Raw genomic sequence first — 12,657 nt, 5'->3', positions numbered from 1 at the left:
GTGAGGGACGTCAGATCCAGTTGCCCCGACCGAACGTTGCGAGGTAGGCCCGTAGGGTGGCGTCCCAGCCACGGCCGCTGCCGATGTGGATCACTGTCAGTGCAAGGATGAACCAGGCCGTGAAGGCACCTGCAAAGATCAGTGTCCATCGAGGGCCGAAGCTGGCGACCACGAGGGCGATGATGGTCACGCCCGAGCCCATGTGGGGGGCAGCTCGCGAAGTTCGGAGATAACCGTGACGGGGTCTGTGTGGTGCTGCAGCAGCTCCGCAGCGCAGTCCGGGCTCGCCGCTGGGTATGCGTCGTCCTGATTGTCCCAGTTTATGAACAGGTCCTCAACGACTCCCTTTCTGTAGTCATCAGGCCAGCGCTCTGGGTTCGTCGCGCATGCCCGCACCCCGTCGATCCGCACGGTGTTCGTCTCGTTGGCCGTGCGCCGGCCGAGCCGCAGATGGGCCGCATGACCGCAGGAGTCCACCAGGCCGTCACCGCGAACATCGCGCGGACGAAGGCGGAGGGCACCGACCGGTGGGCCGACCTCCTCAAGGCCACGATGCCCGAGGGCCTGGTGCGCGACGCGATCCTCGCGTCCCCGGCCTGGCCGGACATCGCGGCCGCGATGGGCCAGCTCGACGCCCGCGGTATCGACGTCGCCCGGATCCTCCTCGACGCGCACGCCGCCGGAGCGGGCGTCGACCAGGCCGTCGCCGCCGTCACCACCGCGGCCGCCCCCAAAGCACCCGCGCCCGCCCCGGCCACCCCGGCGCCCACCGCCGCCCCCGCTCCCGCCCCCGCTGCTCCCGGTGCTGTAGCGCCGCCGGCCCGGGACGAGCTGGCCTCGCGCATGGGCAGCTCCGGCGACCCGTGGGGCGCGCCTCCGGCAGGACGCGTACCCGCACCCGTGCCCGCCCCGGCCCCGGCTCCGGGCACTGCCACCTCACCCGCTCTGACCCCCGCCCCCGCTGCTGCGCCGGTGCGGGAGGCCGCCGACCCCTGGGCGCCACCCGCGAGTACGGACGCGAAGCGCTCCTGGGGTCCACTGACCGAGGGCCTGGCCGTGCCCCGGGACCTGGACCTCGGCGACCGGGCGAAGGCATTGGAACAGCTCGGTGTGAACCGGCTCGCGCACGCCGCGATCGTCGGAGTCGTCAAGGACGTCCTGTCCGAGTCGGAGGCGGGCCTGTTGGTCGGCTCCCGCCAGTGGCCCCTGCTCGCCGCCCGGATGGACCGGATCCGGGATCAGGGGGGTACCGGTCTCGTTGCCGCGCACATGGCCCGCCTCGGTGAGAACGCCTCGTGGAAGGAGGGCCCGTCCTCCTCTGCGGTGGGACGGCTCGTGGAGGCGACTTTGCACGCTCTGACGACGCCGCCGTCCGCATCGGCTGTGCCGGTGTCCCGGGTCAGGGTGTCCCCGGCCGCGGCCCGTCTCCGCTCCACGACCATGCCCGCCGCCGCGGCTCCCGGCCAGCCGGCCTCGACGGAGGCCGCGGTCCCCGCCCACCGGCAGCCGGCCTCACGGGTCAAGGGCACGGGACGCGCCCGGTGGCGACGGCAGCCAAGCCCGGCAGCCGGCGCCCGAGGCGCGGTTTTCGGGCGTGGGCGGACCGGGTACGGGCGGCCTGGTGGGCGCTGTCGGCCCGGGACCGGATCGCTGTCGATGGCCTGCTGCTGTCCGGGGCTCTGCTTGCGGCTGCCTGGCGGGCGGACTACCTGGGTCTGGTGCAGGCGGACTTCGTCCTGACGGTACTGGGTGGCACGGCGGGCGCGGCCACCTTGTGCCGGGGTGCCGTGTACCGGAAGCAGCCCGCCCCGGCTCCGGTCGGGCCGCTGGTGGCGCCCTCGGAGGAAGTCCAGCAGCACGCGGCCCGCGAGGCTGGCGCCGGGCCCACAGTCTGAGCGGGGAGAACTGAGAGGAAGGGGGAAGACGGATGGTGATGACGGGCAGGCAGCGCCGGGCCGGTGGCAGTGCGCTGGCGGGGACCGGGCTGGCCGCGGCCGGCTGGTGGGCGCAGTGGTCCGGGTACGAGGCCGTGGGCATGGCCTTGACCCTGCTGGCCGGGGCCGTGGTGCTGGGCGGTGCGTGGCGCTCCGGCGCCCTGCACCTTCCGCAGACCGCCGAACCCGCGCCGGACACCGCGCCGGTGCCGCCGTCCTCGGCGGGGGCCAAGGCGGACCAGGAGCGGTCGATGCGGCGGTGGCAGGCGATCGACGATGGTCTGCCGGGCGAGCTGGCGGAGTTCGAGCGGATCGTTCTCTACGGGGTGGCCGAGCTGCCGGGCCGGGAGTACCCGCCGCCGGGCCACGGCTACCCGCGTACGTGAGGACGCCGCCCGCTCCGTAAGGCGCCTTACGGAGCGGGCGGCGTGTAAACACAGACAGGGCCGGCCCGGGTGCGGGTCGGCCCTGTCGCGTGCGGCACTCGCGCTGCAACGCGGGTGCCGCTGTGTCCCTGATCTGCGGAGTCACCAGCAATTCGAGGGGTTCCGCCGGTCTCCCGGTCGGTTCTGCACCCACGGTGCCCTGGGCGGTCACGGGAGGCAAGTTTCGTTTGGACGGCGGTGGACCAACGGCTCGTCACTCCAACAATCCTGGGTGGTGCTGGGGCGTTCGGCGGGATTCCGCGGGGGGGATACGAGTCGGGACGGGGCGTTCTTGCTGGTCAGAGCCTGTTGGGTAAGCCAGTGAACCCCTTGGACAGAAACGAACCAACGAACGGACATGTGGGGCATCTCGACCCCCGAGTGCCCGATCGCGCTTAGGCCGGACGGGCGGGCCCTGCCACCATGGACGCATCGGGTGTGGCGACTGCAATCCCCTCCCGATGAACACCAGTTGGAGTCACCAGCACGAGGGGGCGCGCTTCGTCGCGCCCCCTCGCACAACAGCGGGGCCGGGGGTTCTTCTCCCGTGTCTCCCGCGAGGGGAGATAGATGTGCAGCAGGGAACGGACCGCCCGCAGGGGCGGCGTGAGGCGGGCGTCCTGCCGGGGCCCGTGGGCGGCATGACGGCGGCGCAGGCGGCGGTCGTGTGCGTGGTCATGGTGCTGGCCGTGGTGATGCGGCTGTACGGGCAGCTGCCGATGAGGGAGATCTTCCAGCTCCTGGGCGGAGCCGCCGCGATCGGGGTGGTGGTCGTGTTCACCTTTGTCCCGGGCGGGCGCGGCCAGGTGGCTGCGGCCTCTCGCGCGGCGGTGGCCGCGTTCCGGGCCGGTCGGTAACGGGGGCGGGGATGGGACGTCCTGAACTGCCTGTGGACTTCACGGTCCCGGCCCGCGGCGAGCTCGCCGCGGCACTGCGCAAGCTCCGCACGGTGGCCGGGCTGACCTATGCGGGGCTGGCCGAGAAGACCAGCATGTCGCAGGCCACGCTCAAGCGCGCCGCCTCGGGGCGGATGGTGCCGTCCTACGAGACGGTCGGTGCGATCGCCAGGGCCTGCGGGAGCGTGCCGGGTGACTTCTACCGGCTGTGGCTCACCGCCCGGATCGCCGACCGCGGCCGTCTCGTAGGACTGCGCCGGCCTGGTTCGCCGGAGCTGGTGACCACGCGCGGGGCTCTGAGCGAGGCGATGGAGTACTTCTACGAGAAGGCGGGCGCCCCCTCGCTGCGCCGGCTCCAGGAGCGGGCGGGTGGCGCCCATCTGCTGGCGGTCAGTTCGGCCGCGCGGATCGTCAACCGGGAGGCGCTGCCGGCCAGCCGCCAGCAGTGAGTCGCCTTCCTGACCGCCTGCGGTCTTACCGACCGTCTGGCGGATCGGTGGGGCACGGCGTACGAGCGGGTCGTAACGGCGCCGGTCACCGGTGTAGCGACGAACACTGACCTGGAGGTCGCCATGGCCCTCCTCCTGCACAACGAGGCAACGGGAGACCACGGGATTCGGCCGGTCAACCGGGACGGCAAGCTCCTCGTGCGGCATCTGACCGAACAGACCACCCGCGTCGGCAAAGAGTTCGTGCAGCGCATGTCGTCGCGGCCTGCGGATGACGGCCAGGCTGATCGGAGGCCGAGAGCCGCGTGATCCGGTCGGCCCGGGTGAGCTGACCGTGCCGGGGCTGGGGCACAGGCGCTGAGCCGGCCCCGGCTCCCGCAGGCGCGAACCGGACTGTCCCGCGGGGAGGCCCGGCCAGGCCCAGCTGTTCCAGATTTCTGGAACAGCCACCGACCCCTCTACCGGGCCCAGTGGACGCCGACTTCGGCGAGCTGGGCGGGGGTGAGGGGGTCGCGGCGCTGTTTCTGGTTGACGATCCACACCCCGGTCCGGTGCTCCGCGCCGTCGGGGAGAGGCTCGACGTGGCCGCGCCCCGGCGTCCCGCCGCCTTCTCGCTCCCGGTACTGCATGAGGGCCTGGATGCCGGTCTGGAAGGCCGCTGCGCCCCGTCCGGACGTGGCGGTCGCGGGCGTCTTCGCCGTGGCCCTGGGGGCCCGTACGGCCTTGATGCCGAGCTCCCCGAGCCGTTCGCGCTGCTCGTCGCTGAGCGCGCTCCAGTTTCGGCGTTGGGTGGCGAGCCACCGGCCGATGTCCTCTCCGTGCCGGGTCACGCCGGGGACGATTGCGCTGAGGCGGGCGCCGTCGGCGAGGAACTGGGTGGGGTAGGCGTAGTGGCGTTGCCAGTCCACCGTCCAGCCGCGCGCGCCGGGGTTCCAGTCCTTGTCGATCGCCGAGAGCGCTTCGGTCCGCCGGCGGGCGCGTACAGGGTCCTCGCCGAGGCCGCCGGGGCGGCGGATGTTGGTGAGCCACTGCCCGACGGGACGGTCGAGGGCGGTGGAGTGCCGCGGGGCCGGGAGCGTTCCGTGGAGCTCGTCGCGCCTTCGACGGTGATTTCCTCGCCGTGGGCGCGTGGGACGGGCCGGTGGGTGCCTTCCCGTTCGATCCACTGGGTGAGGGCTGTCAGGCCTCGCTGGAACGCCTGCTGTGCCTTGCTCGGCCCCTTGGCCGTACGGCCGCCCGCGGGGGCGGGAGGCGGCGCCGGGGCGGGTTCCACGCCCAGTGCGGTCAGTCGCGCCTGCTGTTCGGGCAGGAGCCGGGCCCAGGTGGCTGGCTGTTTCTGTTGCTGGAGCCATCGTCCGATGTCGTTGCCGTCCATGAGTACGCCGGGGACGATGTCGGGCAGCTGTCCGTCGGCGTCGACCAGGTCCGCGAGGACGCGGTGGTGGCGTTGCCAGTCCAGGGGCCAGGGGCAGTTCCAGTCCTTGTCGATCGCGGCCAGGAATATCCGAGCAACCGACCCAACCGACCCACCCCAGACCACCAAGCCTCGGACGCCGCAGTTGCCCCCTCCGCGACGGCAGACCGTGGTCGGCACTCATCGCTCGAGCCCACTGACTTTCGGTGCGAGTTCGGCAGTCACCGGGTTGAGTACGCCGTGCCCGCCACGGCTACGGGTGGCGGCCTGGGTGACGCTGGCCGGGAGCGTCACGCCGGGCAGGAAGGCACTGGCCTGCGCCTTGAGCTTCAGTTCGCCGTAGCTCTTCGCCCCTGCCAGCCGGTCCACGGCTTGCTTGTGCGCCGCCTTGTGGCTCTCGGGCACGTCAATGGCGGCCAGTGCACCAGCGAAGCTCTGCGGAGACTTTGTGGAGGCGTAGTCGTCCTTGAACAGCTGGCAGCGAACGGGGTCGGCAGAGATGAGCTCGTGGATCTCCTTCGGCAGATGTTCGTGCGGAGGTAGCGGCGTCGCGAACTTGATGCCCTCCTTGCCGACGTTGGCTTTCTTGAGGAGCGCTGACATCTCGGTCTTGCCGAGCACCGAGCCCCTGGTGACGTCGGCGGCGAAGGGGATCGCCAGGCCCTCGGTCGCCTGGGCAAACCGGTCCGAAAGCGAATCCCATGCCTGGCCGTGGACGGTGTCCAGTTCCATCGGATCGAAGTCGAAGTGTTCGACGAGACCTTCCAGCACATAACGATTGTCCAGTGCGTAGGAATTCAGTTGGTGCCCGGCCGGAGTGTCCTCCAAGACCTGCAGGCCGCGCGATTCGCCGCATGCCCGCGCCAGGAACCGGTTCGGCACCGGGGTATCCGCGCCCTCGAGCTCGGACTCGTAGGACCAGAAGGCCCGGTGGGGGCCCCGGGCGTCATTGGTGACCGATTCGTTTCGCCCGATTCCCTCGATGAAGTCCGGCAGAGTTAGACCACCGTCCGGATAGCTCGCCTGGTAGTCCCTGTATATCCTCTCCGCCACCTCGGCCCCTGCCTCCTGGTCTTTGGGAGTCGCCTCAGCATGCTGCTTCTGCAAGGCGAAGGCCCTGGCTATTTCCTCCGGTGTGGGAGGAGCATCGGGCCTCACAGCTGTCGCCCTGTCCCTTCAGGGGCGTTCACGCTGAGTCGAAGGCGTGAGCCGCCGGGCGTGTCGGAGGTCCACGCCGCGAAGGAGACCGACTGGACCAGCACGAACCACGGCTGGCCGGGGTGACCACCCGTAGGCTGCCAGAACGCCATGCGATACGGGGTGCGCGTCTTGAGGCGGTAGTCCCGGCTCGGCCAGAAACCGGTCACCGGCGGCTCCGGGAAGTCCTGTGCGTCCCAGGGCCCGCTCCAGGCCGCCGGCCCCAGAACCCCTTCGGCTGCCATGAGAAACTCCGGCCACATCCTGGCGGCGTGCGCGAGGACCTCGGGGTTCTCCGCCGCGTCGGTCGCACCCACGTGCCACGCCCAGTGGGTGAGACTCTCGACCGGGTGCCAGTTGCCGTTCGCTTCGAGCGTCCACCTGCCCCCGGCGCTGCTGTGTACGACGAGGTTGCGATCCGCCGTCTGCGGCTCCCAGCCGTTACGCTGGCACCACGTACGGCACTCCGACGAGCCGCCCTGCGGCGGGCCCTGCCACACAGAGGTCCAGTCCAGACCACGCAGGCCCGCCAGCTCGGCGGCCAGGTCCTGGGCCGTGCGGCCCGACGTCTCCGTCAGCATTGTCTTTCGGCTCCTTGTGTCAGACCTCAGCAGGCATTGTGGCACGCCGTCAGAGAAAACGATCATCCCAAGGGAGTGGTCGGCGCACGCTGTTGGATACGGCACCGGCACCCCGCCCCGCGCCGACGTGGACGTCCCCGTCAGCGGCGGCCGGGTCACCGCCGTTGGATACATCGCCTGGCACCCGAACCTCGTGTCAGGCCAAGGGTGCGCCGCAGAGGGGTGTCCTGTTTCGCCAGTGGCCGGCCGATCTAAGGGAAGATCAACTGCTCTCGTCCGATCAGCGCAGGAGCGAAAGCCGCCGCGCGGCCTCGCTTCGACTTCCGGCTTGACGGCAGCGTCAGTGCATCGGCGATTGCGGCAAGCGGCGGGTCAGTTACACCATGCCAAGGGGCATGACCGCCGGTGGGACCCCGGGCCAGGCCTCTGCTGGACGACCCTCCATCGGCGGTTGCCCTGGGCCCAGGAGTGCGAGGGCGCGGCTGAGGATCAGGCGGCTCCGGGGCGCCCGGCTTCAGCCGAGGGTGATGGGGCCGCCTGGGAGCCAGCCGTCCAGGTAGCCGTCGGTGAGGTTCGAGGTGTCTTGAAAGAGCCGGCCGGTGCGGTGGCTGTTGAGGTGCAGCCGTGAGACTCACATGAGGCTCGTGTCGGCGGGCTGGGAGTTCGTCCGGGCGATGAAGTAGTGCACCTCCGTACGTCGGCCCGAGCCTGGTCTGCCCCACCCAAGCGATCGAGGGCGAAGGCAGAGGTGGTGTGGGCGTAGGACCCGCGCGTGGGCACCTCGCGCTCGGGCAGCGCTCAGGTTTGGGGTCGAGGAGGTGTGAGCCGAACAAGCGCGATCCGTGCGTGGCTGTCGATCGTGATCAGTCGTACGAGTCTTCGCAAGCGCGGGGCGGGGAAGTCCATGTCAAACAGGGGCGGGCTGCTGTGGGCGGGCGCGGACGGCTCCCAGGGCCTCACAGGCCGGCCGCGGCCTTCTCCCGTAGTGACGCCCAGGCCCGCGCGCTCACCTCGGGGCGCAGCAGCACGTCCGCCGCTGTGCAGGCGAGCGCTTCCGCTGCCGCGAGCAGGGCGTGTCGCCCGCGCGGCGACGCGGCCGCGGCGGCGAAGAGAGGCGTGTGGTCGGAGCCGTCGGTGGCGTCCATGATGGCGATGAACGGGTGGATGGCCGGTACGTACGTGCTCACGTTGCCGATGTCGGACGACCCCAGGTACACGCCCTGCTCCGGTTCGGTCAGCTGGATCCCGGCTCGCGCCAGGTGCCCGGCGAACCGGCCGGAGAGTTCGGGGTTGTCGCGGAAGTGCTCGTAGCGACCGCCCACCCGCTCCACGGTGGCCTCGGTCCCGGTGGCCGTGGCCGTCCCCGCGGCGCACCGCTCCAACTCGCCCGCGAGCTCTTCCAGTGCGGCCGTGGTCGCGCCGCGGAGCCCGAACAGCCCCTCGGCGTAGTCGGGCACGATGTTGGTGGCCCGTCCGCCGTCGGTGATGATGCCCTGGATGTGGGACCCGGACGGGAGCCGGCGGTGCAGCACACCGAGGGTGTTGAACAGCTGGATCAGGGCGCTCAGCGCGTCGATGCCCTCGGTCGGGTTGCCCGTGGGGTGGGCGGCGCGACCGTGGAAGCCCACGCGCACCTGCGCACTGGCCGTCAGCGGCGCCGAGGACCAGCTGTATACGCCGGGATGCATCATCAAGGCCGCGTCCACGCCGTCGAACACGCCGGCTTCCACCAGCGTGACCTTGCCGCCGCCCCGCTCCTCCGCCGGGGTGCCGACGGCCAGCAGGGAGCCCTGCGGCTCGCCGACAGCGGCCCGTAGGGCGAGGGCCGCCCCCAGGCCGGCGGCGGCGATCAGGTTGTGCCCGCAGGCGTGCCCGAGCCCCGGCAGCGCGTCGTACTCCATGAGCAGCGCCACCCGGGGCCCCCAGCCGCTGCCGGCGGACGCGGTGAACGCGGTGGGCAGGCCGGCCGACCCGCGGTCGACACGGAAGCCCTCCCGTGCCAGCTCCGACGTGAGCAGCCCGGCCGCCCGGTGTTCCTCGTACGCCGGCTCGGGGTCGCGATGGAGGGCCAGGGCGGTGTCCCACAGGCGGTCAGCGCGGGCCGCGACCTCCTGGTGGATCCGGTCGTACACCGCGCCCAGCCGGTCCTCCCGGTGGGCGACGGACGACACCGGGCCGGGGTGGCCGGGGACGGAACGGTCGAGGTGGTCGGGCACGGAATGCCTCCCTGGGGGTGCCGGTCGTTCTCCGTACGTGTTCCACGGCGGCGGCCCCCGATGCGCCGTTCCCTGGCTTCGCCCGCCCGAGCCAGGTGATCGGGGCGGCACCCCCCCGAAGACCACGCCTCCCTGCGCTGATGGAAGGCCCGGTAGCAGCTCGGTGGCGTTCGGAGTGAAGATCAGGCGGGCTCGCGCGCACGGCTGCATCCGGAGGACAGGCCGGGTCCTCGGCAGACTCAGGAACGGCTGCCGGACAGCCCGGCGCTGCACAAGTACGTGAGGGTCCCCGCAGGCGACCCCCCCTACAAGCAGTTCCGTGGGTCATGACATGTACGTCCTGATGGACGGCCTGCTGAGGGCAAGCTCGCCAAAGGCTCGTAACACGAGGGTCGGGAACCTGCGCGGTTCAGGTCACTGCTGGCGGGGCCAGGGCGGCAAGCTCGCCGTCTCCGTGGAGGGCACCCCGTACCGGCTGCTCCTGGAGCACGCCGGGGCGCCGGCCGGGTCGAGCTGGCGGAGTGGGGCCCGGCCTTCCCGCTCGATCCGCCCGCCCGGGGCCAGACCGGTGGACTACGGCTCCCAGCTGCCGGCGACGAAAGACAGCGAGACCAAGGGCGTCGGGCAGGGTTCGAACGCCGCCAAGCCGTAGCCCGGCCCGCCCGTCGCGCCTCGTCGGCGGCGACGCTCGCGCCTGGTCTGCTGGAGACCCCGGCCCGGCGAGCTGGCTTCCGCATACCGGCAGTGGGCAGGGGCAGGCGTTGACCGATTGATGAACAGCACGACGAGGCGATGGGCTGCTGCATGCGAAGCGTGGGCGTAGAGGAAGAACTGCTGCTGGCGGACGCGGAGACGGGGGAGCCGCGAGCCGTGGCGGGAGCCGTTCTCGCTGCGGCCGACCGGGCCGGAGCCGGCCCGGACCGGGCCGCCGAGGAGGGAGAGGAGCCGAGCCACACCTTCGAGGCGGAGCTCCAGAAAGAGCAGGTGGAGTTCGCCACGAAGCCGGTGACGGAGATGGGCGAGCTCCACGAAGAGATCGTCCGGTGGCGCGCGGAGGCCGCCAAGCACGCGGCGACGGCCGGCGCGGTCGTGGCAGCGCTCGGCACCTCCCCGCTGGCCGTCCGGCCGTCCCTCTCCCCGGGCCACCGCTACGACTGGGTGTCGCGCCAGTTCGGCATGACCGCCCAGGAGCAGCTGACCTGCGGCTGCCACGTCCACGTGTCGGTGGAGTCGGACGAGGAGGGCGTCGCCGTACTGGACCGCATCCGCCCCTGGCTCGCCGTCCTGACGGCGATGAGCGCGAATTCCCCCTTCTGGCAGGGCGAGGACACCCGCTACGGGAGCTACCGCAGCCGCGTGTGGAACAGGCTCCCCGCCGCTGGCCCCGTGGACGTCTTCGGTTCTGCGGACCGCTACCACGCGGAGGTGCAGGCCATGGTCGACTCCGGTGTCCTGCGCGACAAGGGCATGATCTGGTTCGACGCACGGCTCTCCGCTTCCTACCCCACGGTGGAGGTCAGGGTGGCGGACGTCTGCCTCGACGCGTCCACGCCGGTCCTGCTGGCCGCCCTCGTACGGGGCCTGGTGGAGACCGCGGCGAGGTCCTGGAAGGCAGGCGAGCCCGCGCCGCGGGTGAGTACGGGACTGCTTCGGCTCGCCTCCTGGCAGGCCGGCCGCTCAGGCCTCGACGGCCCGTTGCTGCACCCCGAGACCATGCGCGAGACCGCGCCCGCCACGGCCGTCGAGGCGCTGTACCGGCACGTCGGCGACGCGCTGGCCGACGCCGGCGACCAGGAAGTCGTACGGGCCGGCATCGCGGGCCTCCTGGAGCGCGGCAACGGAGCGCGCGTCCAGCGAGCCCTGCTCGGCTCGGAGGGGGACCTGGCCTCTGTCGTCCGGCACTGTGCAGGGCGGACCACGGAGGGGTGACCCGGCTCGGGCAGGATCGGAAGACGGATCCTGGTCCAGCATCATGACTGCATCCCGCATCGCCGTGCTCCCGTACCCCACCAGACGGCCAGTGGTCGCAGACCACCACCCCGGAGCCAACCGCCGCCCCCGCCGCACCGGAAAGCCACGAACGGCCGGGCAGTCCATGGGCCGCAGCTCTCCGGCTGTGGTTCGCCACGGCCGCTGGACCATGCCCCCGTCAGGCCCCACGAACCGCACATTCACATGACGCGGATGCACCCCGCCTCCTCTGTAGAGCCCAGGGCACCACCACAGGCACACCCCTTCACTGGGTACACGCCGACCGTGGTGTCGCCGGTCAGTAGAACTGCGTATCCGTCACGCTTGTGACCTGGGGTTGTGCAGGTTGGTTGAGTGCTGCGCAGTTTCACTGGTCCTCGGTGTGTGGTGCGTGTTTGCCCGGTGCGCTGCGCACTCTCCCTGCGCGGGCTGTTGTCGTACGGGGGAGGCACAATCGGCGCATGTCTGAGATCTTCGTCGACCTGGGTGATGTCGATGTGCCCTCTGGTGTGCTGGTGCTCGGCATGGCCGGGTGGATCGACCAGTGGCGGGAGCTCGGTCAGCCCTTGTCCGAGCGCGCGCGGACGGCGGCGGCGTCTGGGGGAGGCCATCTTCGTGAGTGGTTGTGCGAGGCGGTCGCCGTCCCAGTGGCCGCGGACCGGCCGTTGACCGTACAGGCGAGCACCTGTGTGTCCCCGTTCGGCGGAGAGGTGACCATCGCGACGTTGGAGATCAGGCTCGGACTTTCGTGGCCCGGGGCCGCGGACCGGTTGGTGCCGGTCCGGCTCGGGGACCTGCCCGTTGACCGTTGCGGCATGGTCCTCGGGGACGCCGCGGCGCTGGACGCGTGGACGGGAATGGACGGCGAGTCGGCCGACGGGCTCGCCGATGTCTCCTACTGGGGCCGGTACAAGGACGACGCACACGTGCGGTTCGGCGGTGAGTACGTCGGACGGTTCGGTAGCGACGGACCGCGCGGATGGCTGGATCTCCCCGTGGCCGAGGCGGCCGCGCGCGCGGCCGAGCTCACTGCCTGACGCGACCGACTCCATGGCCAGGGCCTCGTGGTTTCGGTCGACAAGCACACCGACGATCATCGCTTCCGGCGGGCCGGATGGCAGCACGCACTGCGTGTCGGTGCGATCGAGGTCAGCGGTTGCCAGGTGCTCGGCATTGAATGGGACCAGGGCGACCACTCGATGAGGCACCGCGGCGAGCGTGCCGCCGGCCAGGTCTATCCAGTCACGCTCGAAGCCGATGAGGCGGGAGAGATGGTGATGCGATGGACAATTCCGCCCTACGACTTCGACGGCGAAGCCGAGTGATGAGCCCAGCTCCCAGTGCGATCACCCGCATGACCAGTCTCAATGGCTGTCGGCATTAGTGTCGCCGGTCAGTGAATCTGAGCGGTCGTCATGCTTCTGGCCTGGGGTTGTGCAGGTTGGCTGAGCTGGCTGGCGGCTGTGCTGGCTCACTGAATGCTATTCGGCGGTGGTTGTTCAGTGCTTCGGTGTTTCGTTTTCAGTGGATGCTGCGCCGTCTGACCTGCGGGTTTGCTGCGGGGGTGTGGCCCT

14 protein-coding genes and 1 pseudogene are annotated in these 12,657 nt (G+C 71.3%); 9 read left to right on the top strand and 6 right to left on the bottom strand.

From position 1 onward, the window contains the following. Positions 1-10 precede the first annotated feature (10 nt). Complete coding sequence (locus ACZ51S_RS26690; protein ID WP_468804573.1) at positions 11-190, bottom strand: hypothetical protein; 180 nt, start codon at positions 188-190, stop codon at positions 11-13. 269 nt (positions 191-459) lie between these two features. Between ACZ51S_RS26690 and ACZ51S_RS26685 the strand changes: the two genes are divergently transcribed. The 5 genes from ACZ51S_RS26685 to ACZ51S_RS26665 all read left to right on the top strand — a co-directional run bounded on the left by ACZ51S_RS26685 (position 460) and on the right by ACZ51S_RS26665 (position 4,013). Continuing rightward, positions 460-1,740 (top strand): hypothetical protein, encoded by a 1,281-nt coding sequence (locus ACZ51S_RS26685; RefSeq protein WP_468962158.1) that lies wholly within the window; start codon positions 460-462, stop codon positions 1,738-1,740. A gap of 193 nt (positions 1,741-1,933) precedes the next feature. Then, entirely contained in the window at positions 1,934-2,320 is a 387-nt protein-coding gene (locus ACZ51S_RS26680) for a hypothetical protein (protein ID WP_468804569.1), read from the top strand. Positions 2,321-2,931: 611 nt separating this feature from the next. Then, positions 2,932-3,216: a hypothetical protein gene (locus ACZ51S_RS26675; RefSeq protein ID WP_468479997.1), complete on the top strand. Its 285-nt coding sequence runs from the start codon at positions 2,932-2,934 to the stop codon at positions 3,214-3,216. Positions 3,217-3,227: 11 nt separating this feature from the next. After that, positions 3,228-3,704, top strand: a complete 477-nt coding sequence (locus ACZ51S_RS26670; protein WP_468888504.1) for a helix-turn-helix domain-containing protein — start codon at positions 3,228-3,230, stop codon at positions 3,702-3,704. 123 nt (positions 3,705-3,827) lie between these two features. Beyond that, entirely contained in the window at positions 3,828-4,013 is a 186-nt protein-coding gene (locus tag ACZ51S_RS26665; protein ID WP_468804567.1) for a hypothetical protein, read from the top strand. 149 nt (positions 4,014-4,162) lie between these two features. Here ACZ51S_RS26665 and ACZ51S_RS26660 read toward each other — a convergent pair whose 3' ends face one another. The 5 genes and pseudogenes from ACZ51S_RS26660 to ACZ51S_RS26640 all read right to left on the bottom strand — a co-directional run bounded on the left by ACZ51S_RS26660 (position 4,163) and on the right by ACZ51S_RS26640 (position 9,037). Then, positions 4,163-4,612 (bottom strand): helicase associated domain-containing protein, encoded by a 450-nt coding sequence (locus tag ACZ51S_RS26660; RefSeq protein ID WP_468804565.1) that lies wholly within the window; start codon positions 4,610-4,612, stop codon positions 4,163-4,165. Positions 4,613-4,800: 188 nt separating this feature from the next. After that, positions 4,801-5,202, bottom strand: a pseudogene (locus ACZ51S_RS26655) (helicase associated domain-containing protein); the annotation flags it as partial. Between the two features lie 96 nt (positions 5,203-5,298). Further along, positions 5,299-6,225 carry a hypothetical protein gene (locus ACZ51S_RS26650; protein WP_468804563.1) on the bottom strand — a complete coding sequence of 309 codons (927 nt, stop codon included), beginning with the start codon at positions 6,223-6,225 and terminating at the stop codon, positions 5,299-5,301. Between the two features lie 47 nt (positions 6,226-6,272). Next, entirely contained in the window at positions 6,273-6,896 is a 624-nt protein-coding gene (locus tag ACZ51S_RS26645) for a hypothetical protein (protein WP_468480001.1), read from the bottom strand. Positions 6,897-7,852: 956 nt separating this feature from the next. Then, positions 7,853-9,037 (bottom strand): amidohydrolase, encoded by a 1,185-nt coding sequence (locus ACZ51S_RS26640; protein ID WP_468804600.1) that lies wholly within the window; start codon positions 9,035-9,037, stop codon positions 7,853-7,855. Between the two features lie 394 nt (positions 9,038-9,431). Here ACZ51S_RS26640 and ACZ51S_RS26635 point away from each other — a divergent pair, with 394 nt between their 5' ends. From ACZ51S_RS26635 to ACZ51S_RS26620, 4 genes are all read left to right on the top strand, one after another. Further along, on the top strand, positions 9,432-9,764 hold the full coding sequence (locus ACZ51S_RS26635; protein WP_468962155.1) for a hypothetical protein: 333 nt from the start codon (positions 9,432-9,434) through the stop codon (positions 9,762-9,764). 152 nt (positions 9,765-9,916) lie between these two features. Further along, the gene (locus ACZ51S_RS26630; RefSeq protein WP_468804560.1) at positions 9,917-11,041 is read left to right on the top strand and encodes a glutamate--cysteine ligase; all 1,125 of its coding nucleotides are present in this window, start codon (positions 9,917-9,919) and stop codon (positions 11,039-11,041) included. 503 nt (positions 11,042-11,544) lie between these two features. After that, positions 11,545-12,120 (top strand): hypothetical protein, encoded by a 576-nt coding sequence (locus ACZ51S_RS26625; protein ID WP_468962153.1) that lies wholly within the window; start codon positions 11,545-11,547, stop codon positions 12,118-12,120. A 27-nt stretch (positions 12,121-12,147) separates the two neighbouring features. Next, positions 12,148-12,408, top strand: coding sequence for a hypothetical protein (locus ACZ51S_RS26620; RefSeq protein ID WP_468962152.1), 261 nt, complete (start codon positions 12,148-12,150; stop codon positions 12,406-12,408). Positions 12,409-12,657: the final 249 nt, after the last annotated feature.

The sequence above is a fragment of the Streptomyces sp. NPDC034043 genome, assembly GCF_055575675.1.
Note: the sequence above shows the minus strand (reverse complement) of the source record. Positions and strands in the feature narration are given on the sequence as shown.

Bases quoted from the DNA above. Each gene is read 5' to 3' on its own strand.
- ACZ51S_RS26685 (WP_468962158.1), top strand. From the start codon at position 460: ATGACCGCAGGAGTCCACCAGGCCGTCACCGCGAACATCGCGCGGACG.
- ACZ51S_RS26680 (WP_468804569.1), top strand. From the start codon at position 1,934: ATGACGGGCAGGCAGCGCCGGGCCGGTGGCAGTGCGCTGGCGGGGACC.
- ACZ51S_RS26670 (WP_468888504.1), top strand. From the start codon at position 3,228: ATGGGACGTCCTGAACTGCCTGTGGACTTCACGGTCCCGGCCCGCGGC.
- ACZ51S_RS26665 (WP_468804567.1), top strand. From the start codon at position 3,828: ATGGCCCTCCTCCTGCACAACGAGGCAACGGGAGACCACGGGATTCGG.
- ACZ51S_RS26645 (WP_468480001.1), bottom strand. From the start codon at position 6,896: ATGCTGACGGAGACGTCGGGCCGCACGGCCCAGGACCTGGCCGCCGAG.
- ACZ51S_RS26630 (WP_468804560.1), top strand. From the start codon at position 9,917: ATGCGAAGCGTGGGCGTAGAGGAAGAACTGCTGCTGGCGGACGCGGAG.
- ACZ51S_RS26625 (WP_468962153.1), top strand. From the start codon at position 11,545: ATGTCTGAGATCTTCGTCGACCTGGGTGATGTCGATGTGCCCTCTGGT.